Raw genomic sequence first — 20,945 nt, 5'->3', positions numbered from 1 at the left:
TTATGCCTCCTTTGAGGATTGCTGCTCCAGCTTTGGACTCGATTGACGCACTAAATTATCTAAATCATGCTGTAACTGACGTAGGCGTGTACTGGCTTCAGCACGTTTTTGCACCCCTTGTTTTTGAATCTCAATCACGTCATTTACAGTTTTAATCAAGCTATTTTGCACATATTCCAAGGTTTCTACATCAATCACAGAACGCTGATTGGCACGCGCGGTATCGACTGAATTTTGGTGTAGCAACTCTGCGTTACGACGCAATAGCTCGTTGGTGGCGTCATCAATCGCATTGGCCAATTGCACACTATTTTTCTGCTCATTTAAGGAAATGGCTAAACTAATTTGGTTTTTCCAAGCCGGTAAAGTAATGTTTTTAATCGCATAAAATTTATCGACCAACATTAAATTATTCGATTGAATAATACGAATCATCGGCAAAGTTTGCATAGCTGACTGTTGCAAAATCTGCAAATCACTGACACGTTTTTCTAAATTATTGGCCACATGATTTAAATCATAAATCTGCTGGGTCACTTTAGGCTCTGCAGGTTGGGAATTCAAGGCAGCAATTTGCTGTTGTAACTCATGTTGCTTAAGTTGCCCAGCTGCAATATAAACCCCCAATTGTTTATATTCATCCTGCACGCCATTAAACATATGATCTAAAGTGGTCACACGCTGCTGCAACCCACCTTGTGAAGTTTCAATTTCAGTAACTAAACGATCAATTTGCGCTTTGGTATGATCAAAGTTTTGATCAAAACTTTGTTTAGCACCTTTGATTTTATTGAATAATCCCCCTAAAAAGCCACGACTCTTTTGCGGATTGATAATACTACTGGTATTGAGCTGCTGAGCCACTTGTACTACTTGGTTAAGCTTTTGCCCAGTTTCGTCTAAATCTTTATTTTGCACTAAACTGAGTAACTCATCGGTATAATGTGCGGTTTGGCTAGCAATATTTTTGCCATATTCTGCCACACTATGCTGATCAATCTCGTCTAATTCAGCACGTGCCTGCAACACAGCCTCAAAGTCGCTGTCTTTTAGACCCAACTCGGTTAAATTTAAGCGCTGAAAATCCTGTTCGGTCGCGGTTACAACTGCAGGTTTTTGAGAATCAGTCATATTTACCTCGAATGTGAAGGTGGTGATGCATGTTCTAAAGCATGCTTTAAAGTATTAATCAGGCTATTGCGGCTTGCATCAAGGGCTTGACTACTTTCTGTAACATATTGATTTTGGCTTTGTTGCAAATGATATTGCCAAGCTGGTAATAACACCTGTTCTGCTTCTTTAAAGCGATCGAGTAAGCTAAATGCCAATTGCTGGCTGAGATACATTTGTTGCATGGCAATATCATTACTGCTTTGCAACGTTTCCAAAGTATTAATTTTTTTGGATAAACGCTGCGAAAACTGATCGAGCGGATGTTGATGCTGAATAAAATCCGGATATTCAATTAAAAATTGCTTTGCCGCCAAAATGTATTTCGCCATTTGCTCACGTAAACCCATCAGCTGCCGATAGCGTGACTCAGACTTTTGAATTTCAATTTCAAGCTGTTGACTTAAGGTATGGCTACGGGCCACTAAACGCTCTAAATTTTTATAATAGGCAATTTGTTTAGAGGCATAATCTAGGTCACTGCCCAACCAACGTTGCAAGCGATTAAAACGTTTTTTTTGCATGTATTTTTTGGATTGATTAAGCGCCTGAATCAGCTGTTGAATACTTTGACTTAAATCTTGCGTGAGTTTGGGATCAATGCTATTGAGTAATACGGCCTGTGCCTGTACCAAACGCTCAGCGTAACGATTGAGCTGTGCTTGATCATGTAACATCGGCACTAAATCATGCCGTTTAATGGCTAAAAGTTCTTGCTGCTCAACCTCAATGTCTGATAAAGGCGTAAATTGCTGTGAATATGCCATACGAAGCTCCCCCCAAACACTACTCTTTGATACTACGTGGTTTAAGTGAGCTTTTATGTTGCATTTTGCAATTTTTACCAGCTCGCCCACTCTGCTAAAGCACTCAGATTTAAAATCTTGACTCGATGATAACGCCATTCGATGAAGCCAAGCTGAAGAAATACACCTAATTGCTTATGTAGGGTTTGACGCGATACCTGTAAGAGATCGGCAAATTGTTGTTGACTAATTTTAATATCACCCTTGGCTGTTTGCTGTTCATGTAATTTAAGAAGTTGATAAGCGATGCGCTGTTTGAAGGTACCTGCCACCTGATAACGCTGTGCCTCAACACTTTGCCATAGCCGTGAGCTTAATAAGTCAAAGACTGCATTTTTTAAGGCCGGATTATCCTGTAACTGTTGTAAAAACACGGCTTGGGGAATTTTAAGCAGCTGTGCTGAGCTCATAGCAAAATAATCATAATACAATGCTTTTTTCTCTAAGCAGGCAATCAAGTTAAATACTTTAGGTCCTTGTAGATATTGAGCAATATGCAAATTACCCTCAGTATCTAAATGGCCCATTTTAATGTAGCCACGTATTAAAAAATAAACATCTTGCTCAGCTAAGTCTAAACCTTGCTCAGGCACAAAAGTACTGATCTGTAGCTGATCCCAAGCCTTGGATAACTGTAAATGCTGTAAAACAGGGTCGCTTTGACACAGGGTGTGTAAATCTTGTTGACGCATAGCCGTATAAAAAAAAGACCGAATATCAAATATTAGGTCTTTTTTTCATGTCGAGAAAAACGATTATTTATGCTAAGTTCAGCATGGTTGATGCTGTGGCTTAAGAGACTTTTTTATAAATTTTACCGCCTTCTGCACGCAGTTCTGAAATATCTTGGTTCACAATGTGTTTTAAGGTTTCACTTGGGCGACCATCCACACCGACTGGCACATCCCCTGCAAGGGTTACTCGAGTGGCAACACGCAATTCATCGCCATAGTCATTGATGGCACGGTGCTGCGTAGCACGATTGTCCCAAATCGCTACATCCCCTTCGGCCCATTGCCAACGCACCACATTTTCCCATTCTGTAATATGCTCTTGAAATAATTCAAATAAACGACGTGAATCACGTGAATTAAATCCAACAAAGCGCTTAAAGAAATGACCCAGCACTAAAGTTTTTTCACCAGTTTCCGGGTGCACTCGCACCAAAGGATGTTCAGTTTCAATTTCTACAGCTGTGGTAAAAATTTGACGCTGTTCAAGGTTTTGCGCTGACACACGACCAGTATAGTCATAATCATTGCTATGTACCGCGCGTAGACCCTCTGCCAATAATTTTAACGCTTCAGGTAAATACGCGTAGGCAGTTGCAGTATTGGCCCATACAGTATCTCCCCCTACTTGAGGTGCAATGACGTTACGTAAAATGGTCGCCTTGGGATAATTGGCCAAGAAAGTAATATCGGTATGCCAAGAATCTGCACGCCCCCCACGTGAATCAATCGCTAAGGTATGCGCTGTCCCATCTTTTAGTGGCACACTTGGATGATTAGAAGGTTCACCGAGCAAACGGGCAAAGTCTTCTTGCTCTAGATCAGTTAAATGTTGCTGACCTCGAATAAATATGACTTTATATTGTAATAAAGCTTGGTTGAGCTCAGTCACAACTTCTGAGCTTAAATGACCACCTAAACGGATATTAGAAATTTCTGCTCCAGTACGCCCACTCACTGGACGGACCTGAATATATTGATAGTTAAATGTTGGCTGATAGTTTTGGCTCACGGCGCTGTTCCTCATGTTCTGATGCATTGATGGTGTTAGACATGAGATTGCCGTAAGCGTATTTAAATTTCTGTCAAAAATTTGACAAATCTTAAGCTAATAATCGCTAATCTTTGCAACGAAACAACAGTCACTCCAGCAACATTGAATTATAAAAAATCACCTTCACGCTCTGGTTGAAAGAGTACTTTTTCAATTTTCACCTGCATGATCTGACCATCGGGTTGCGGCCATTGAATTTTTTGTCCTTCACTTAAACCTAAAATGGCTGCACCAATAGGCGCGATCACGTTGACTTGATTGGTTTCACCTTTAAAATCATGTGGATAAACCAAAACCACTTCTGTAGGTTCATTTATGTCGCCAAGGCTAATTAACACGCGTGCATTCATCGTCACCACATTGCTAGGTACGTCCTGTGGAGCAACTACTGTGGCACGTGCTAACTCCTCTTCTAAATGCTGCATGGTTGCGGTCAATTGCTGTTGATGTTCCAACATTGTTTCTAAACGATTGAGATCTTGTTCAGAAATAATAATTTGTGGTTTTTGCATGTTTTATTCTCAATTTGGCTTTACTTCAGTTATAGCAGAAAAGTCACAGCATGTGCTTTTCTCGTGACCATAAAAAAAGCCCCCTTGAGGGGGCTTTTCTCAAGTTTAAGCTTATTTAGCGTAAACAGGGAATTTTGCACATACAGCAGCAACTTTTTCTTTTACTGCAGCAATAACAGCCTCGTCGCCTTTGGCATCTAAGATGTCAGCGATCCAACCAGCAAGTTCACGTACTTCAGCTTCGCCAAAACCGCGTGTTGTAACTGCTGGTGTACCAATACGGATACCAGAGGTTACAAATGGAGAACGTGGATCGTTTGGTACAGAGTTTTTGTTCACAGTGATGTGAGCTGCACCTAACCAAGCATCTGCTTCTTTACCTGTAATGTCTTGTTTGATTAAAGACAATAGGAATAAGTGGTTTTTCGTACCGCCAGAAACAACATCATAGCCACGTTCGATAAGCACTTCAGCCATTGCTTGTGCATTCTTCACAACTTGTTGTTGGTATTCTTTGTATTCAGGCGCCATTGCTTCTTTAAAGCAGATTGCTTTAGCCGCTACAGCGTGAACAAGTGGACCACCTTGGTTACCTGGGAATACTGCAGATTGAAGTTTTTTCTCAATCTCTTCGTTGGCTTTCGCAAGGATTAAACCTGAACGTGGGCCACGAAGTGTTTTGTGTGTTGTTGTCGTGGTTACGTCAGCAATTTGTACTGGGCTTGGGTAAACGCCAGCTGCAACCAAACCTGCAACGTGTGCCATATCAACAAATAGGTAAGCACCTACTTTGTCTGCAATTTCACGGAAACGATTCCAGTCAACAATTTGGCTGTACGCAGAGAAACCGGCAACGATCATTTTTGGCTTGTGCTCAAGCGCTAAACGTTCAACTTCTTCGTAGTCGATCTCACCTGTTTCTGGGTTTAAACCGTATTGAACAGCGTTATACGTCTTACCAGAGAAGCTTACTTTAGCACCGTGAGTCAAGTGACCACCGTGCGCTAAGCTCATACCTAAAACGGTATCGCCTGGGTTTAAAAGCGCTAAGTAAACTGCAGAGTTGGCTTGTGAACCAGCGTGAGGCTGAACGTTAGCGTAATCAGCACCAAAGAGTTCTTTAGCACGGTCAATTGCCAATTGTTCAATGACATCTACATATTCGCAGCCGCCGTAGTAGCGTTTGCCTGGGTAGCCTTCAGCATACTTGTTTGTAAGTTTTGAGCCTTGTGCTTCCATGACTGCTTTAGAGCAGTAGTTTTCAGAAGCGATTAACTCAATGTGCGCTTCTTGGCGAGCATCTTCGTTAGAGATTGCTTGAGCTAATTCTGGGTCAAATTCAGCAATAGAGATATTGGCAAACATTAGCGAGGTCCTATTAAATTAGGGCTTTTAAGCCGTGCTAAGATTGGCGCGTATTGTAGCATGAAGTTTTCAAATTTAGCGCAGCTAGTTGGCCGACTTTTACATAAAATTTGGCCTTTTAGGTTAAAAAAAATCGTGACTTTAGTAAAATCAACTTATTGAAAAGCCTTTAGAGATTTTCAATATTACCACAATCGTATATTTTTTAACTCAAAGCCAAATCTTCAAGGTGTCGAATACTTGCCTTTCTATGTTTAATTTTTGGTTTTATCTTAGGCTATTTTTAAGAGGCCGCCCAAAACGCAGCACCTCACCCTACTGTGCACCGTGTCTACCACGCAGCAACAACGCGCCTATATTTAAAAGCCATACATCAAAAAGACAGTGATCGTATTGGTGAGCTGAATTTACTCTCAGCCAATCAAAGCGTGTTTTTACGTTTACTCAAACAGACCTTTCCAGCGTATGAGATTGCGATTAAACAACAGCGCTTTTTACTCCTCGATCCAGATCACATGCCCATTGCGATTTTTGAATACCGCGATGGCATTCATCCCATTCAATGAGTCGATAGCGAAGATGAAATTGCCTTACATTTATATAAAGGGATTTTATCCAATGAAGCCCTTAAACAAGATGCAGCAGCGTTAAAAGTGAAAATTCAACCTTAAAAAGCCTTTATTGTTCAAAGCGTATCAGGTAGATTGCCCTTTTAGCCCATTGCCTTAGGATCGCACATGCACGCCATTATTCTCGATACCGAAACCCATACCTTAAATGGACAACCGATTGAGATTGCTTATGCGCCTATCGATATTCATCAAGGTCAACTCAGTCTAGATAAAAGTCAAATTTTTGATCAACTGTATTGCGTTGATGAACCGATTTCCTATGCAGCCATGGCAGTCCATCACATCCTTGAGAGCGATTTAGAAGGTCAACCGCATTATACCAGCTTCCGCTTGCCTCAAGACACGGTCTATATGATTGGACATAATATTGATTACGACCTACGTGCCATTGAAAAATGCGGTGTAGATACCAGTCATATCAAGGCCATTTGTACCCTCGCCTTAGCACGACGTGTCTGGCCAGATGCAGAAGCACATAACATTTCCGCCTTAATTTACATGATTAGTAAAGGCAGCAGTAAAGCGCGTGACATGATTAAAAAAGCCCATCGTGCTGATATGGATATTATTTTAACCGCCAATATTCTTAACCAAGTCATTCAACATCTCAATATTCAAAGCTTAGAAGAGCTGTATCAGATTTCTGAAGATGCCCGCATTCCACGTAGCTTAAATTTTGGCAAACATAAAGGCAGTGCTATCTGCGACTTACCAAGCGATTATGTACAATGGTTATTGCGTCAAACTGATCTAGATCCCTATCTACGCAAGGCTTTAGAAAGTCAAAATATTCAGACTTTATAAAATTTATTTGGCAAGGCCGCGGTCTTGCCAATTTTTTATAGACTTGCCTTATAGTCTTTTTATGTTAATTGATTTGTTTTTGTTCTTAATAAAAAAATTATAAAAATAAAAAAGTGCTTGATATAAAAAATAAAAATAAAAATAAACGCATTTAACCTTCGTTAAAATGTGAAAACTATACACTGCTCTACCACTTTAGTGCATAACGCGACATACAGCATTTTTCATATAGTCATCCTTTTCGCTGGACACATCTAATGCGTAATTATCTTGTCTTTGATGCTTGTGATAATCCAATGTATTTAAGTAAAGTCGGCAATTGGGTGATTACCTTTTTAAGTCCTAAAGAGCAAATACAACAGATTGAATTGGCGATTACCTATGTCTTACCACGCCAGCTCAGCGAAGCCTTACAACCCCGACGGGTGATTATTCAAAGTTCAGGTAATCGCGAACAATGGTTAATTCAACAAATCGAATGTTATAACAGCCAAAATATGCAAGAAATTTCTGTCACGAGCGACGATGCAATTGGCCAACAAGCGCTAAACCAAATCATTGAAGAGTTTGCCAAATATGACGTTGATGTACGTCTAGTGCAAGCTTAGCCCTTCAGTATAAAAAGCCCACCTCAGTGGGCTTTTTTTATTCATCGACAATACGATAAATATTCGGGGACAAATCACTACTAAATAGGAACTCAATGCTAGGCAACAACAATTCATTACCCACCACCACATGCTCAACATGGCGCGCAATATTGGCAGCATGACATGGTTCAGGAATTGTTTTTAAAAAGGCGCTGGCCAAATGGCGCTGATCAAATTGATCTTGTAATGTAATTTGTAGCATAGGCATCGGTCATGCTCCGAAAATATAGTGTTTAAAATTAAACAAAACATCGCCATTAATTTTTATTTATGCCTGCATCACTGCAAAAGGGAATATTAAAAAAGCCCGCGGAGCGGGCTCTGTGTTGGAAGGCTAGTGCTGATTTATTGTCTAGTGGCATACCTAAAGTATGTACTTGAGACTCAACGAGCTGTCATTGATCCGTCCAACTAAGAAGTAGCGTCTTAACGACCTACTGTAAGTTGACTATAAAACTGAATGTTTGGCTTGGCAAGTATGCTTAACATTTAAGCAAAAATCATCATACAGATTCTAAATTGAAGCTTTATTTAAATTATGAGTACAACTCAAGGTACCTACAACAGAGGCGAGAGAGAAAATGGTGCGCTTGGCGGGGATCGAACCCACGGCCTCAGGCTTCGGAAACCTGCACTCTATCCAACTGAGCTACAAGCGCGCGTGCACATCATAGCAAAAAAATACACAAGGTAAAGCAACTCTCTCAATATTCTTGCTTTTTATGTCTATGCTTTAAACAATGTTCTGTATTTGCAATGCTAAATTCTGTTGCTGGTGCTTGGTTTCATCGTTCTTATCGCTCACAATACGCACATTATTTCGTATATGAGAATTTCATGACTGATGCTTTGACGTTAAGAGACTTGTCCAAAACCTATCGCAACGGTTTTCAAGCGTTAAAAGGGATTAATCTAGATGTGCCTGAAGGTGAATTTTATGCACTCCTTGGCCCCAACGGTGCAGGCAAATCGACAACCATCAGTATTATTAGCTCCTTAACCAAAAAAACTGGTGGTACGGTAGAAATTTTTGGTCATAATTTAGAAACTCACCCTTCACATGCCAAACAGAACTTGGGTGTGGTACCGCAAGAATTCAACTTCGGCCATTTTGAAAAAACCTTTGATATTTTAGTCACCCAAGCCGGCTATTACGGTATTGCCAAAAAAGTGGCTGAACAACGTGCTGAAATGTACCTTGAAAAATTAGGTCTTTGGGATAAACGTAATACCCAAGCACGTATGCTCTCGGGGGGAATGAAGCGTCGTTTAATGATTGCACGTGCCATAATGCATGAGCCTAAACTGCTGATTTTGGATGAACCTACTGCAGGTGTCGACATTGAGCTGCGTCGCTCGATGTGGGAGTTTTTAAACGAAGCCAACAGCCAAGGCACATCAATTATTTTAACCACGCACTATTTAGAAGAAGCTGAAATGTTATGTCGTCGTATTGCGATTATTGATCGTGGTGTGATTAAAGAAGATACCAGCATGAAAAGCTTTTTGAATCAGCTCAATGAAGAATCGTTTGTTTTTGATTTAGCTGAACCCATTAGCGCGCCGCAAATTGAAATTATTGGCGTACGATTTAACTTAATTGATCCTGTCACTTTAGAAGTGACTTTAGATAAAGCCCATAGCATGAATGACTTGTTTGAGTTACTGCAAGCTCAAGGCATTTTAGTTCGTAGTATGCGTAATAAATCCAATCGTCTGGAAGAGCTGTTTGTGAAAATGGTGGAAAAAAATCTCGCTGAGGATGCCCAATGAACTTTAACCAACTCAGTATCGCCTTCTTCACCTTATTAAGAAAAGAAATTCGTCGCTTTATGCGTATTTGGCCGCAAACTTTACTACCACCTGCCATTACCATGAGTCTGTATTTCGTGATCTTTGGTAATTTAGTGGGTTCACGTATTGGTGATATGGGCGGCTTTAGCTATATGCAGTTTATTGTGCCTGGCTTAATTATGATGGCGGTGATTACCAACAGTTATGCCAACGTTTCTTCTAGTTTCTTTAGTGCCAAGTTCCAAAAAAGCATTGAAGAATTGATCATGAGCCCAATTCCACTGCACCTGATTTTATGGGGTTATGTGTTAGGCGGGGTCTGCCGCGGTTTATTGGTTGCGGTGATTGTGACTGCCATGAGTCTATTCTTTACCGACCTGTATATTAGCAATTGGTTTGTGACCATTTATACGGTGCTCATTACATCGCTATTATTTGCATTAGGTGGCTTCATTAATGCAGTATATGCCAAATCGTTTGATGATATTTCGATTATCCCAACCTTTGTCCTCACCCCTTTAACTTATTTAGGCGGTGTGTTTTACGCCATTAGCGCGCTTAGCCCATTTTGGCAAAACTTATCTTTAATTAATCCTGTTGTATACATGGTCAATGCCTTCCGTTTTGGTATTTTGGGGCATAGTGATGTCAATGTTGGCATTTCTTTAACCATTATTACCTTATGCTGTGCAGGCTTATATGCAACAGCTTACTATTTACTTTCTCGTGGTTCAGGAATGCGTGAATAATGAGTGTAGAACAATCTCTCTTGGGTAAAGACACCCAATACCCAACCCAATATCAACCTGATATTTTGTTTCCAATTGCCCGCGAAACTGCACGTGAAAAATACGCGCATGTGGCTGGAATTCGTCAAGGTCAGGATTGGTGGCATGTGTTTGAAATTTCTTGGCTTAATCCCAATGGTGTGCCGCAAGTGGCCATTGGTCGCTTAACTCTCCCTGCGACGTCTCCTAACTTAATTGAGTCAAAATCATTAAAGCTCTACTTTAATAGTATGAACTTCACGACTTTTGCATCTCAAGCTGAGTTTAAAGCCACAGTCGAACAAGATTTATCCAAGGCTGCAGGTGCAGCCGTTGGTATTGATCTGTTTCATGTTGATGAACTCGAGATAACTAAGCCACAAGGGATTTGTATAGATCAGGAACAACCCACGCGCTTAGAACACCATCCCGATGCGACTCTTTTAGCATTCGATGCCAGTGAGGAAGAAGTTGAACTGAGCTTATACTCACATCTGCTGCGCAGTAACTGCCCTGTCACCGGTCAGCCTGACTGGGGAACAGTATTTATCCGTTATCAAGGTCGCAAAATTTGCCAAGCCAGTTTATTGGCCTACATTATTTCTTATCGTCAGCATAATGGCTTTCATGAGCAATGTGTGGAGCAAATTTATGCGGATATTTGGCAAAATTTAAGCCCCAATAAACTTATGGTGTATGCAACCTACACCCGTCGTGGTGGTTTAGACATTAATCCATGTCGTGCCTCTCATGCAGATTGGTTGGTGAGCCCAATTCGTCTTGCGCGTCAATAAATACACGCTGAGGTTTTTGTAATGGCGAAGTTTGGCTTTCTTCCATCAACTGAATTACTTGAGACCATGCACTATGGTTTAAGAGTTAAAAATTCAGGTGAGGCATTAACCCCTATTCGTAATGAAATTGCACTTAGCATCAATGAGGAAATCTTAACCATTTTACTGATTGATTTGATGAAGCAATTCCCGAGTAGCGATAAAAGTGAAACCGGCTTAAAACTGGCACGATATTTAAAAGCCAGTGTGGTGACCTTACTTCAGTCTATCTGGAGTGATGCCCCCAACAAAATTGCAAAAACCTCAATTGAGTTTTATGGGCAAAGCTTATTTAAATCGGCAGATCAACAATATCGAGTCGGTTTTAGTTTAGACCCACGCTTATTCACCAATTTGCAGCAGAGCTTGGTGCACATTCAAGCCGGCGAACGTGTTCATCAAGCAGCGCTAGCTGAAACCTACAAGCAATGGGCCGAAGCAATCGTGCGGCATTTTTTAACCAATTTTAGTCAAACCCTAGAGTTAGACATGTTAAAAGCCAAAACCCTTGATAGTGCAAGCAGTACACTTTTAAAAGCCATCTATATTGCGCTTGATAAAATCATTATGAATTTAAACCGTAATGAGTTGAAACTACTGGCCAATTATCATCTCCTGCTATTACATTCCAAATCATAAAACACCAGCTTCGGCTGGTTTTTTTATAGGCCTTATATGTGCCACTCTGTGGGCACTAGCATATTGTGGTTCTGGCACATCCAGTGGGATCAAGCAATGTAGTCGAGATAATATAATCTGCCTTAGGGTTCTGATTTTTATTTAATTTTAAATCACGTACAATAAGGTGATCCTGCAATAAGAAGTTGGTTTTGTAAGCTTTTGTATTGGTTTTTGTGTTGTCTATGGACGGTAATGCTATGTTAAGCCCGTGCAAGACACCCTCTAATAACCAATTTTGTTTTGGATGATCTTGCACTTCCTTTCCAGTAGTCAGTTTTTGGACTTTAACATGACGTTAAAATTTCGTTTCAATCAAAAATTACAAAGCTTAGCGCTGATAGGTGCAGCCTTGTCACTCACCAGTTTGAGTAGCCAAGCCAACGACTTTCAAGCGCATCCTGAATATGCCAGCTTTAAACAAAAAACCATGCGTAGTTATGGTCTCAGTGAGCAGCAAATTGATTGGGCTATGAATGGCAGCCGTAATCGTCCTAATATTATCGAAATCATGAATCGTCCAGGTGAAAGTAAACCTTGGTATAGCTATAAAACCAACTTTTTAGCTGAAAGCACCATTGCCCGCGGAGTGCGTTTTAAACAGCAATATGCAGATACTTTAAATCGTGCTGAGCAACAGTTTGGTGTCCCACAGTCAATTATCTTGGGCATTTTAGGGGTAGAGACCGGTTATGGGGCCAATAAAGGCAATTTAATGACCCGTGATGCCCTTGCTACCCTTGCCTTTGGCTACCCCCGCCGTGCTGCGTATTTCCAAGATGAGCTCGGGGCTTTAATTGCATTTAGCTATAAAGAAGGCGTCGCAACCAGTTCTATTCAGGGTTCATATGCCGGTGCCATTGGATATCCACAATTTATGCCAAGCAATATTCCAAAATTTGGTGTTGATTACGATGGCAATGGTCATATTGATTTACGCGATTCTGCTGTAGATGCCATTGGCTCGATTGCAAATTACCTCGCTCAACATGGTTGGCAGCGTAATCAACCGATTGCTTTTGCCGCACGCTATAGTGGTCAGACACCAGATCAAGTCATTGCCAAAGATTTAACTCAGCCAACACCGTATGGTGTGCTCAAAAATCAAGGCATTGCACCGCTTAACCCCTTGGTACGCATTGATAATTTAGATTTAGTCAATGTGATTCAATTACAGGAAAATTATGGCCCGAGCTATTACATCACTTACCCAAATTTCCAAGTGATTACCACCTACAACAAGAGCCGTATGTATGCCACTGCTGTATGGCAATTAGGCAATGAAGTAGCTAGTCGTTAAGACTAGCTTTAATTCATAGCAAAAAAGTCAACAATTTTTTTGATCATTTTGCGCAAAATATCGGCATTTTAAATAAATTGTTACAATATTGTATAATTATTAACCATAAAAACCGCTTTTTTCGTAATTTTTCTCATTATTTTGGTATCAGCTCTAGACACTTTGTAGAGCGCATGAATATTATCCTTGCTGTCAAATGTAGTTGCAAACATGAATTTATCACCAGATTTGCCCGCCTCTACACTGGCAAATTATTGATATAGGAGTTTTTATGCATTCATCGTTTAAATATATTTTAGCCCTCAGTAGTATCTTCGTCCTGAGTCAATCACAAGCAGATATGGTTCAATCATCATCACTAAAAAATGATCCAGATACCACTCGTTTAGCGGCACGTGTACTCAATAAAGAAGCTCAAGACTTCAATCATCATTTTTCTAATTTAAATAGCCTTTCAATCACTGAGCGTTCAGGTGACCAAGTTCGTCGTCAAACCATCGCTGCTAAAATTGATATTCCTGCTGAAGAGCCTTCAGTGATTGAAAAGTTAAATACTGTGGCATCTAACACTGTACGTAAGTTTAGCCAAACAGGTATGGCGTCTTGGTATGGTCGTCAATTCCATGGTCGCAAAACAGCGAGCGGCGAAACTTTTGATATGAATGCTTTAACTGCAGCACACCGTAGTTTACCACTGAACTGTTATATCCGCGTGACCAACAAAACTAATGGTAAGAGCGTGATTGTGAAAGTGAATGACCGTGGCCCATTCCATGGTAATCGTGTACTAGATTTATCTTATGGTGCAGCCAAGCAACTGGGAATTACCAGTGCAGGTGTAGGCAAAGTCAGCATTGAGCGTGTCGATGGTCCTAACTCTTAATCAGTGTTGCTGCTACATTTGATCGAAAAAAGCCACAGTTATTGTGGCTTTTTTATTTTGGTCAGTGCTATGTTATTCAATCTCTGATGACAGGAAGTCAGTATGCGCACATTACAAGATTGGTTTTCCGAATATAACCAAAGCCACCAAAATCCTTTCAATAAAAAAATCCATTGGCTCTGCGTACCTAGTATCTATTTTGCCATCGTGGCGATTGTGGCTCACTTTAGTTGGCTATTGGCTTGTGTACTTTTAGTATTAAGCTTTATGTTTTATGCTCGTTTAGATGTGGTTTTGGCTTGTGCCATGGCTGTGCTTAATTTAGTCATCGTTGTCTTAATTCATCGCCTACCTTTCGGATTAGCGGTTTATATGACTGTGTTTATTTTGGCATGGATTGGACAGTTTTATGGTCATCAGGTAGAAGGTAAAAAACCATCTTTTTTTAAAGACCTCCAATTCCTCCTGATTGGCCCTATTTGGTGCCTTGACACTTTTCTAGGCAAAGCTAGCTTTAAATGGAAAACACGTCAAAAATCGCAAATGGTGCACATTTAGGGCGTGTTATCGGTTTTCACAACCAAAGTGAACCATTTGATAGGGAAATTAAAGTTAATTCGCTCTTTTTAGGCTTAAATTTAGCTCCATAACTTTAAAAACTCGACTTAAGCTCACCATAGGTGTTTGCACTTATACGCCGTACCGATGGGTTGCTGCTTTATTATGCAAAATCTTCTATAGTAGAGACTGCCCTCCTCACCATTTTGTACTATGCACCCAAGTCAATTACTCCGCGATTTACTCATCTATATTTTTCCTAAACTTCAGCCGCATGATTTCCCACAAATTGATGTGCACGAAAGTAGTGATGCATGGTTTGAAACATGGTTGAGTGAATATCCTATTGCGCACGAATATGTGATTGATTGTGATTACCGCGATTGGGCCAATGCCTTTGATCTCAAATTAAATTTTTTATCTGTGTTGGAAAAGCCAATTGACATTGATCAAACTTTAGATGAAGTTTACGATTTTTTTGAGCAATTACATGAAGAAGAACAAGCCTTCTCTGATTTTATCGAACAAGAAACAATACCCTCTGACAATGCTGTAGATGAACTGATCTTGCTACAATATGATGAAGATCTTGAATTAGACCAAGTAGAGTCTTTTTATTTTGAACCAAGCGATGATGTTTTAGAATTGACTGTGGTGATTGTTGAGAATTTACTCAATACAATCTTACGCAATGGTTTTAATGTGATTGCGATTATGCATCCGCATAAGTTCCAATTTATTTTAAGCCATGCACAACCAAGTGCTTTACAAGATTTAACGTTTTTATTTGAAGAGGCTTATTCTGTACCACAAGTACGTCTATTTTTAAGTGATGATTATAGTCATCATCAATTTGCGCATTTAGTGGGTAAACTTTAACACCCTATATAAAAAAAGCCCCAAAATTTGGGGCTTTTTTTAACTTTTACCTAAAGGTAAAAATTATTGCGCAGCAGCCGCCGCTTGAGCAGCAGCAACTTCGTCAGCGAAGCTCATTTCTGCTTTCTTCTCAATACCTTCACCTACTTCGAAGCGAACGAATTGAGCAACTGTAGTACCTGTTGATTTAAGTACGTCAGCAACTTTCTTGTCGTTGTCGATTACGTACATTTGGTTCTCAAGTACAACTTCGTTTAAGTACTTTTGAACTGAACCAGTCACCATTTTTTCAACGATGTTAGCAGGCTTACCAGATTCAATTGCTTTTGCTTCAGCAATTTCTTTCTCTTTCGCGATAAGCTCAGCAGATACGTCAGCTTCAGTTACAGCAACTGGGTTGAACGCAGCAACGTGCATTGCAATACCTTTACCAGTCGCAGCATCACCAGCGAATGCAACTACAACACCGATTTTTAAACCGTGTTTGTAAACTGCAAGGTTGTCGCCTTCAACGATTGTTGCGCGACGAACTTGGATGTTTTCACCGATTTTTTGAACAAGTGCAATACGCGCTTCTTCAACAGTTGAACCATCTTCAAGTTTAAGTTCAGCGATTTGAGCAGCTTCAGTTACGTTTGCAGCAAGGGCAGCCGCAGCAACTTTCGCAGAGAAACCAGCAAAGTTTTCGTCTTTAGCAACGAAGTCAGTTTGGCAGTTCACTTCTAAAAGAAGCGCTTTGTTGCCTTCTTGAGCAATGGTGATCGCGCCATCAGCCGCAATGTTACCTGCTTTTTTAGCCGCTTTTGCTTGACCTGATTTACGAAGGTTGTCAATTGCAAGCTCAATGTCGCCACCAGCTTCAGTTAACGCTTTTTTGCATTCCATCATTGCAAGACCAGTACGATCACGCAATTCTTTTACCATGCTTGCAGTAATAGCAGTCATGTGAATCTCCTAAATTCGGTAGAAAATGTATTCTTGTTTGGAACAGAAACGGCCCAGAGGATACTCATGGGCCGTCTGCATACATAACGCTTACTATGCCACCATCACATGTCGCAAAAATGACAAGCTCGCGTCAACGCATTAAGCCTCTGGAGCTTCTTTAACGTCTTCAGCTTTTGCTTGCGCATTTGCTTGAGTTTGAGCGTATTCTTTACCAGCAAGGATCGCGTCAGCCATAGCAGAAGCATAAAGTGTTACTGCACGGATCGCATCATCGTTACCCGGAATAACGTAGTCTACGTTGTCTGGGTTAGAGTTTGTATCAACGATACCGATTACAGGAATACCAAGGTTTTTAGCTTCTTTGATTGCAATTGCTTCGTGATCAACGTCGATTACGAATAATGCGTCAGGTAAACCACCCATGTTTTTAACGCCGCCTAAAGCGCGTTCAAGTTTTTCCATCTCACGAGTACGCTCTAAAGCTTCACGTTTAGTCAGCTTAGCGAAAGTACCGTCAGTAGATTGAGTTTGAAGGTCTTTTAAACGGTTGATCGATTGACGTAAAGTTTTCCAGTTCGTCAACATACCACCTAACCAACGGTGATCAACGTATGGTTGACCAGCGCGTTGCGCTTGTTCACGGATGATTGCAGAAGCAGCACGTTTAGTACCAACGAACAAAACTTTGTTCTTTTTGCTAGCCAAGTTGTTAGCAAAGTTCAACGCATCATTTAACGCAGGAACAGTGTGCTCAAGGTTGATAATGTGAATTTTGTTACGCGCGCCAAAGATGTAGTCGCGCATTTTTGGGTTCCAAAAACGTGTTTGGTGACCAAAGTGTGCGCCTGCTTGAAGAAGGTCGCGCATGCTTACGTTGTAATCTGCCATTTTCTTTTACCTTAAAGATTTGGGTTAGGCCTCCATATATCCGCATTCTCCACCTTTAAAAAAGGCACCCAGAGAAATGTGTCGATATATGTGCGGATTTTAGTGCCCCATCGCACAAAGCTCGTGAAAGAGATTCACGAAAAAGCATTTGATAAAATGGGCGGCTATTTATACCATAGTCACATACAAATTTCCAAAAGTTTTTGAAGATCATGAACAGTACTTATGAAGCTCCACGTCGTTTAATCAAATCTGCTGAAGATATCGAAAAGATGCGTGTAGCAGGACGACTTGCAGCAGAAGTCTTGGATATGATCAAACCGCATATTGTTCCGGGTGTAACGACCTTAGAACTTGATACGATTTGTCATGATTATATCGTGAATAAACAAGACGCTATTCCTGCATGCTTAGGCTATGGTGCAGCACCGGGTCGCCCAGCATTCCAACATGTGATCTGTACCTCAGTGAATCATGTGGTGTGTCACGGGATTCCGTCTGAAGCGAAAAAACTGAAAAAAGGCGATATCTTAAATATTGACGTGACTGTGATTAAAGATGGTTTTCACGGCGATACCAACATGATGTATATCGTGGGTGAAGAAACCTCTATTTTAGCCAATCGTTTATGTAAAGTCGCGCAAGAAGCGATGTATCGTGGTATGGCAGTGGTGAAACCGGGTGCAACAATGGGTGACATCGGTCATGCCATTCAACAATATGTCGAATCTGAGCGTTTTAGCGTGGTGCGTGAGTATTGCGGTCACGGGATTGGCGAAGTGTTCCATGATGAGCCACAAGTATTGCACTATGGTCAACCGAATACTGGTATGATTTTAGAAGAAGGCATGACCTTTACCATTGAACCCATGGTCAACGCGGGTGATTGGAAAACCAAATTGCTGGGCGATAAATGGACTGTTGTGACCAAAGACCATAGTTTATCTGCGCAATATGAACATACATTATTGGTAACAAAAACTGGCGTAGAAGTACTCACTGCACGTCCTGAAGAAGATTTATCACGTTTTAACTAAGTAATACCGTGATCTGAAAGCCACCTACGGGTGGCTTTTTTTATATAACTAAAACAAAAAATCCACCGAACTTAAAGTTATCGTTGCCACATTTTGAATGGTTTAACATAAGCACACACCAAAAATAGGGATGTTGTATGTCAGACACGCGCTTTTCTCAACCACTCATTTATATGCTGATTGGCAGTGCCATTATTTTGGCCTTGTCTCTTGGGATTCGGCATGCATTTGGTTTGTATTTGGTGCCCATGAGTCACGAATTTGGTTGGGGGCATAATGTCTTTAGCTTAGCCATTGCCCTACAAAACTTAATTTGGGGTGCTGTACAACCCATTACCGGTGCTTTTGCCGATAAATACGGCTCTAAAGTGGTGGTGATGGTGGGCGGGGTGTTATATGCCTTAGGTTTAGGTCTGATGGCCATGAGTTCAACCGGCTTATTGCTGAATCTCAGTGCAGGTTTGATCTTAGGTTTAGCTTTATCGGCAACCTCATTCCCTGTTTTACTCTCGGCTGTAGGGCGTGCCGCACATCCCTCTAAACGAAGTTTAGCCATGGGCATTGCCAGTGCCGCAGGTTCATTTGGTCAGTTTATTATGCTGCCTACTACCTTGCTGCTATTACAAAGTTTTGGTTGGAAAAGTGCCTTATTGATTAGTGCAATTTTGGTAGCACTGTTAGTTCCATTGGCATGGACGCTTAAAGCCCCCATGTATGTCGATCCGAATGCCGCGCCCTCTACAAAACCCGCCTTAAGCTTTAAACAGATTTTAACGATTGCCAAAAACCATAAACCGTTTTGGTTTTTATCCTTAGGCTTTTTTGTCTGTGGTTTTCAGGTGGTGTTTATTGGCATTCACTTACCCGGTTATTTAATTGATCATGGTTTTAACGCAACTACAGGTACAGTGTTTCTTGCATTAGTGGGTTTATTTAATATTGTCGGTACCTATACTGCTGGCTGGCTCGGGGGCAAATACTCCAAACCCCATTTGCTGATGGGTTTGTATGGTCTACGCGGTATCGCCATGATTTTATTCTTGCTATTACCACTCACTACTTGGAGCGTATACGCCTTTGGCGTGGTGATGGGACTCCTGTGGTTATCCACTGTTCCACTCACCAACGGTATTGTAGCCAATATGTTTGGCGTTAAATATTTAACCATGCTCAGCGGTTTGGTATTCTTTACCCATCAAGTCGGTTCATTCTTAGGCGGTTGGCTCGGTGGCCTCAACCATGACATGACGGGCAATTACAATGTGGTGTGGATTTTATCCATCTTACTGAGTATTTTTGGAGTGTTAGTACACTTCATGGTCAATGAAAAGGCGGTGGTACATGACTGAATATTCTTGGCAACTCAAACTGTTTTTAAGCTTGATCCTACTGTTGCTGCTAGCCCTCTCTATTGGCTTATGGATGCAAACCCCACAGTTATTTGAGTATTTTAACCAAGCCTTTTGCGCCCACTAGTGTGGTTTTTTAAACATGCTATACAGCAGAAAATCTAACTTAGAGCGTACAAAACACTAAAAGATAGAAAAACAATAATTTAAGTTATTTTCTGCTGTTTTTCATAAACTTAGATATTTTTATGATTTTGTCTTTGCCTCTGTTCATCTTAAGTTAATCCCAAGCAATAAAAAACTTAGGAATAAATATGACTGCACTCACCCAACTTTCTCAAGCCATTTTTGATGCACCACATTGGCATCAATCAGAGCAATTACAAAACGATCACGACATTGAAATCCGTCCCATTCAAGGTGCATTAGGTGCAGAAGTTTGGGGCTTAGATGCAGCCAAAGCACAAAGCGGAGCAACCATTTTTCGTTTAAAACAAGCCTTGGCCGAGCATTCGATTTTAATTTTTAAAGGTCAAACTTTAGATGATGCACAGTATTTAGCATTTGCCAGTTATTTTGGCGCGATTTTCCGCCCAAGTGCCGACAACCCTGTATTAGCCACCCAAGAAGACACAGGTACACCGCCTGATGTCATTCCTGTATCCAATGCGGTAGGACAAGGTGATTATACTGGTCATGGCGAATTGGCAGCACATGCCGACCATCAATGGACGCCACAACCCTCTTTTGGTTCATTACTGTATGCCATTGAACTGCCACAAGATGGTGGACAAACCGCATGGTATAACACCATTCAAGCCTATGATGCGCTAGATGATGCAACCAAAGCACATATTAATGGTTTGCAATTGATCACCTATAACCCTTTTGTCCGCGCAAACAATAATAAAGGTCAAAATGGTTATGGCAATACGCCTTTATATCGCTTTAAAGATCAACCCACGGTTGGCTATGGCTATGCGCATCCTTTAGTGCGTACCCATCCTGAAACAGGACGCAAAGCGCTGTGGCTCAATGAACGCTCTGAAGTAGCATTGGTCAATTATGATGATCAAGCAGGCAGTAAACTGATTGCCCAATTACGTGCGCATCTCCTTAAACCTGAGTTTCGTTATGAACACAATTGGCAGCAAGGCGATATTGTGTTTTGGGACAATCAAGTGACGCTACATTCGCGTAAACCTTTTCCAAGTGAGCAACGTCGTTTATTAAAACGCATTAGCTTAGCCGGCAGTCGCCCATTTTAATTCACTCCCAACGAATAAAAATAAACAATAAAAATAAGT

Annotated in this window: 24 protein-coding genes and 1 tRNA gene; 15 read left to right on the top strand and 10 right to left on the bottom strand. The window is 40.9% G+C overall.

Annotated features, from left to right (window positions below; genetic code table 11):
* The 6 genes from AC5YCI_RS01750 to glyA all read right to left on the bottom strand — a co-directional run bounded on the left by AC5YCI_RS01750 (position 1) and on the right by glyA (position 5,638).
* Positions 1 to 1,131: a toxic anion resistance protein gene (locus tag AC5YCI_RS01750; protein WP_496128310.1), complete on the bottom strand. Its 1,131-nt coding sequence runs from the start codon at positions 1,129 to 1,131 to the stop codon at positions 1 to 3.
* Between the two features lie 2 nt (positions 1,132 to 1,133).
* Positions 1,134 to 1,937, bottom strand: a complete 804-nt coding sequence (locus AC5YCI_RS01745; RefSeq protein WP_496128309.1) for a tellurium resistance protein — start codon at positions 1,935 to 1,937, stop codon at positions 1,134 to 1,136.
* Between the two features lie 74 nt (positions 1,938 to 2,011).
* Complete coding sequence (locus AC5YCI_RS01740; protein ID WP_496128308.1) at positions 2,012 to 2,668, bottom strand: Crp/Fnr family transcriptional regulator; 657 nt, start codon at positions 2,666 to 2,668, stop codon at positions 2,012 to 2,014.
* Between the two features lie 100 nt (positions 2,669 to 2,768).
* Positions 2,769 to 3,734 (bottom strand): TauD/TfdA dioxygenase family protein, encoded by a 966-nt coding sequence (locus AC5YCI_RS01735; protein ID WP_496128307.1) that lies wholly within the window; start codon positions 3,732 to 3,734, stop codon positions 2,769 to 2,771.
* Positions 3,735 to 3,868: 134 nt separating this feature from the next.
* Positions 3,869 to 4,273, bottom strand: coding sequence for a nucleoside diphosphate kinase regulator (gene rnk / locus AC5YCI_RS01730; RefSeq protein WP_496175133.1), 405 nt, complete (start codon positions 4,271 to 4,273; stop codon positions 3,869 to 3,871).
* Positions 4,274 to 4,384: 111 nt separating this feature from the next.
* Positions 4,385 to 5,638: a serine hydroxymethyltransferase gene (gene glyA, locus AC5YCI_RS01725; protein ID WP_496128305.1), complete on the bottom strand. Its 1,254-nt coding sequence runs from the start codon at positions 5,636 to 5,638 to the stop codon at positions 4,385 to 4,387.
* Between the two features lie 320 nt (positions 5,639 to 5,958).
* On the opposite strand from glyA, the gene AC5YCI_RS01720 reads away from it, so the two are divergent.
* From AC5YCI_RS01720 to AC5YCI_RS01710, 3 genes are all read left to right on the top strand, one after another.
* Entirely contained in the window at positions 5,959 to 6,204 is a 246-nt protein-coding gene (locus AC5YCI_RS01720) for a hypothetical protein (protein ID WP_496128304.1), read from the top strand.
* A 171-nt stretch (positions 6,205 to 6,375) separates the two neighbouring features.
* A complete protein-coding gene (locus tag AC5YCI_RS01715) occupies positions 6,376 to 7,074 on the top strand; it encodes a putative quorum-sensing-regulated virulence factor (protein ID WP_496128303.1) in 699 nt (232 codons plus the stop codon).
* 257 nt (positions 7,075 to 7,331) lie between these two features.
* Positions 7,332 to 7,682 carry a hypothetical protein gene (locus AC5YCI_RS01710; protein ID WP_496128302.1) on the top strand — a complete coding sequence of 117 codons (351 nt, stop codon included), beginning with the start codon at positions 7,332 to 7,334 and terminating at the stop codon, positions 7,680 to 7,682.
* A 37-nt stretch (positions 7,683 to 7,719) separates the two neighbouring features.
* On the opposite strand, the gene AC5YCI_RS01705 is transcribed toward AC5YCI_RS01710, so the two are convergent.
* Complete coding sequence (locus AC5YCI_RS01705; RefSeq protein WP_496128301.1) at positions 7,720 to 7,932, bottom strand: hypothetical protein; 213 nt, start codon at positions 7,930 to 7,932, stop codon at positions 7,720 to 7,722.
* Between the two features lie 374 nt (positions 7,933 to 8,306).
* Positions 8,307 to 8,383: transfer RNA gene (locus AC5YCI_RS01700), tRNA-Arg, on the bottom strand.
* Positions 8,384 to 8,561: 178 nt separating this feature from the next.
* Between AC5YCI_RS01700 and AC5YCI_RS01695 the strand changes: the two genes are divergently transcribed.
* From AC5YCI_RS01695 to AC5YCI_RS01660, 8 genes are all read left to right on the top strand, one after another.
* Positions 8,562 to 9,497 carry an ABC transporter ATP-binding protein gene (locus AC5YCI_RS01695; RefSeq protein ID WP_496128300.1) on the top strand — a complete coding sequence of 312 codons (936 nt, stop codon included), beginning with the start codon at positions 8,562 to 8,564 and terminating at the stop codon, positions 9,495 to 9,497.
* A complete protein-coding gene (locus AC5YCI_RS01690) occupies positions 9,494 to 10,267 on the top strand; it encodes an ABC transporter permease (protein ID WP_496128299.1) in 774 nt (257 codons plus the stop codon). The genes AC5YCI_RS01695 and AC5YCI_RS01690 overlap by 4 nt, the downstream gene beginning before the upstream one ends.
* On the top strand, positions 10,267 to 11,079 hold the full coding sequence (queF, locus tag AC5YCI_RS01685) for an NADPH-dependent 7-cyano-7-deazaguanine reductase QueF (RefSeq protein WP_496128298.1): 813 nt from the start codon (positions 10,267 to 10,269) through the stop codon (positions 11,077 to 11,079). Before AC5YCI_RS01690 ends, queF begins: the two co-directional genes overlap by 1 nt.
* Positions 11,080 to 11,100: 21 nt before the next feature.
* Positions 11,101 to 11,757 (top strand): hypothetical protein, encoded by a 657-nt coding sequence (locus tag AC5YCI_RS01680; protein WP_496128297.1) that lies wholly within the window; start codon positions 11,101 to 11,103, stop codon positions 11,755 to 11,757.
* A 331-nt stretch (positions 11,758 to 12,088) separates the two neighbouring features.
* Complete coding sequence (gene mltB, locus AC5YCI_RS01675; protein ID WP_496128296.1) at positions 12,089 to 13,096, top strand: lytic murein transglycosylase B; 1,008 nt, start codon at positions 12,089 to 12,091, stop codon at positions 13,094 to 13,096.
* Positions 13,097 to 13,367: 271 nt separating this feature from the next.
* Positions 13,368 to 13,979, top strand: coding sequence for a septal ring lytic transglycosylase RlpA family protein (locus AC5YCI_RS01670; RefSeq protein ID WP_496128295.1), 612 nt, complete (start codon positions 13,368 to 13,370; stop codon positions 13,977 to 13,979).
* Between the two features lie 102 nt (positions 13,980 to 14,081).
* The gene (locus tag AC5YCI_RS01665) at positions 14,082 to 14,537 is read left to right on the top strand and encodes an Mpo1 family 2-hydroxy fatty acid dioxygenase (RefSeq protein WP_496128294.1); all 456 of its coding nucleotides are present in this window, start codon (positions 14,082 to 14,084) and stop codon (positions 14,535 to 14,537) included.
* A gap of 213 nt (positions 14,538 to 14,750) precedes the next feature.
* Positions 14,751 to 15,416 carry a hypothetical protein gene (locus tag AC5YCI_RS01660; RefSeq protein WP_496128293.1) on the top strand — a complete coding sequence of 222 codons (666 nt, stop codon included), beginning with the start codon at positions 14,751 to 14,753 and terminating at the stop codon, positions 15,414 to 15,416.
* A 63-nt stretch (positions 15,417 to 15,479) separates the two neighbouring features.
* On the opposite strand, the gene tsf is transcribed toward AC5YCI_RS01660, so the two are convergent.
* Together tsf and rpsB are read right to left on the bottom strand one after the other, a co-directional pair.
* Positions 15,480 to 16,361 (bottom strand): translation elongation factor Ts, encoded by an 882-nt coding sequence (tsf, locus tag AC5YCI_RS01655; protein ID WP_496128292.1) that lies wholly within the window; start codon positions 16,359 to 16,361, stop codon positions 15,480 to 15,482.
* A gap of 141 nt (positions 16,362 to 16,502) precedes the next feature.
* Positions 16,503 to 17,252, bottom strand: a complete 750-nt coding sequence (gene rpsB, locus AC5YCI_RS01650; RefSeq protein ID WP_496128290.1) for a 30S ribosomal protein S2 — start codon at positions 17,250 to 17,252, stop codon at positions 16,503 to 16,505.
* 212 nt (positions 17,253 to 17,464) lie between these two features.
* Between rpsB and map the strand changes: the two genes are divergently transcribed.
* From map to AC5YCI_RS01630, 4 genes are all read left to right on the top strand, one after another.
* Positions 17,465 to 18,289 (top strand): type I methionyl aminopeptidase, encoded by an 825-nt coding sequence (gene map, locus AC5YCI_RS01645; RefSeq protein WP_496128289.1) that lies wholly within the window; start codon positions 17,465 to 17,467, stop codon positions 18,287 to 18,289.
* 137 nt (positions 18,290 to 18,426) lie between these two features.
* Positions 18,427 to 19,638 carry an MFS transporter gene (locus AC5YCI_RS01640; RefSeq protein ID WP_496128288.1) on the top strand — a complete coding sequence of 404 codons (1,212 nt, stop codon included), beginning with the start codon at positions 18,427 to 18,429 and terminating at the stop codon, positions 19,636 to 19,638.
* On the top strand, positions 19,631 to 19,765 hold the full coding sequence (locus tag AC5YCI_RS01635) for a hypothetical protein (protein WP_496128287.1): 135 nt from the start codon (positions 19,631 to 19,633) through the stop codon (positions 19,763 to 19,765). The genes AC5YCI_RS01640 and AC5YCI_RS01635 overlap by 8 nt, the downstream gene beginning before the upstream one ends.
* 187 nt (positions 19,766 to 19,952) lie before the next feature.
* Complete coding sequence (locus tag AC5YCI_RS01630; protein ID WP_496128286.1) at positions 19,953 to 20,906, top strand: TauD/TfdA dioxygenase family protein; 954 nt, start codon at positions 19,953 to 19,955, stop codon at positions 20,904 to 20,906.
* Positions 20,907 to 20,945: the final 39 nt, after the last annotated feature.

This window comes from Acinetobacter sp. CY17 (assembly GCF_059515825.1).
The sequence above is the reverse complement of the archived record's forward strand: the minus strand, read 5'-3'. Positions and strand labels throughout refer to the sequence as shown.

Excerpts from the sequence above, each read along its gene's own strand:
- tsf (WP_496128292.1), bottom strand. The coding sequence starts at position 16,361 with ATGACTGCTATTACTGCAAGCATGGTAAAAGAATTGCGTGATCGTACT.
- AC5YCI_RS01745 (WP_496128309.1), bottom strand. The coding sequence starts at position 1,937 with ATGGCATATTCACAGCAATTTACGCCTTTATCAGACATTGAGGTTGAG.
- queF (WP_496128298.1), top strand. The coding sequence starts at position 10,267 with ATGAGTGTAGAACAATCTCTCTTGGGTAAAGACACCCAATACCCAACC.
- glyA (WP_496128305.1), bottom strand. The coding sequence starts at position 5,638 with ATGTTTGCCAATATCTCTATTGCTGAATTTGACCCAGAATTAGCTCAA.
- AC5YCI_RS01680 (WP_496128297.1), top strand. The coding sequence starts at position 11,101 with ATGGCGAAGTTTGGCTTTCTTCCATCAACTGAATTACTTGAGACCATG.
- rnk (WP_496175133.1), bottom strand. The coding sequence starts at position 4,273 with ATGCAAAAACCACAAATTATTATTTCTGAACAAGATCTCAATCGTTTA.
- AC5YCI_RS01695 (WP_496128300.1), top strand. The coding sequence starts at position 8,562 with ATGACTGATGCTTTGACGTTAAGAGACTTGTCCAAAACCTATCGCAAC.
- AC5YCI_RS01670 (WP_496128295.1), top strand. The coding sequence starts at position 13,368 with ATGCATTCATCGTTTAAATATATTTTAGCCCTCAGTAGTATCTTCGTC.
- AC5YCI_RS01740 (WP_496128308.1), bottom strand. The coding sequence starts at position 2,668 with ATGCGTCAACAAGATTTACACACCCTGTGTCAAAGCGACCCTGTTTTA.
- rpsB (WP_496128290.1), bottom strand. The coding sequence starts at position 17,252 with ATGGCAGATTACAACGTAAGCATGCGCGACCTTCTTCAAGCAGGCGCA.
- AC5YCI_RS01715 (WP_496128303.1), top strand. The coding sequence starts at position 6,376 with ATGCACGCCATTATTCTCGATACCGAAACCCATACCTTAAATGGACAA.
- AC5YCI_RS01635 (WP_496128287.1), top strand. The coding sequence starts at position 19,631 with ATGACTGAATATTCTTGGCAACTCAAACTGTTTTTAAGCTTGATCCTA.
- AC5YCI_RS01735 (WP_496128307.1), bottom strand. The coding sequence starts at position 3,734 with ATGAGGAACAGCGCCGTGAGCCAAAACTATCAGCCAACATTTAACTAT.
- AC5YCI_RS01710 (WP_496128302.1), top strand. The coding sequence starts at position 7,332 with ATGCGTAATTATCTTGTCTTTGATGCTTGTGATAATCCAATGTATTTA.
- AC5YCI_RS01690 (WP_496128299.1), top strand. The coding sequence starts at position 9,494 with ATGAACTTTAACCAACTCAGTATCGCCTTCTTCACCTTATTAAGAAAA.
- mltB (WP_496128296.1), top strand. The coding sequence starts at position 12,089 with ATGACGTTAAAATTTCGTTTCAATCAAAAATTACAAAGCTTAGCGCTG.
- AC5YCI_RS01640 (WP_496128288.1), top strand. The coding sequence starts at position 18,427 with ATGTCAGACACGCGCTTTTCTCAACCACTCATTTATATGCTGATTGGC.
- AC5YCI_RS01660 (WP_496128293.1), top strand. The coding sequence starts at position 14,751 with ATGCACCCAAGTCAATTACTCCGCGATTTACTCATCTATATTTTTCCT.
- map (WP_496128289.1), top strand. The coding sequence starts at position 17,465 with ATGAACAGTACTTATGAAGCTCCACGTCGTTTAATCAAATCTGCTGAA.
- AC5YCI_RS01665 (WP_496128294.1), top strand. The coding sequence starts at position 14,082 with ATGCGCACATTACAAGATTGGTTTTCCGAATATAACCAAAGCCACCAA.
- AC5YCI_RS01750 (WP_496128310.1), bottom strand. The coding sequence starts at position 1,131 with ATGACTGATTCTCAAAAACCTGCAGTTGTAACCGCGACCGAACAGGAT.
- AC5YCI_RS01630 (WP_496128286.1), top strand. The coding sequence starts at position 19,953 with ATGACTGCACTCACCCAACTTTCTCAAGCCATTTTTGATGCACCACAT.
- AC5YCI_RS01705 (WP_496128301.1), bottom strand. The coding sequence starts at position 7,932 with ATGCCTATGCTACAAATTACATTACAAGATCAATTTGATCAGCGCCAT.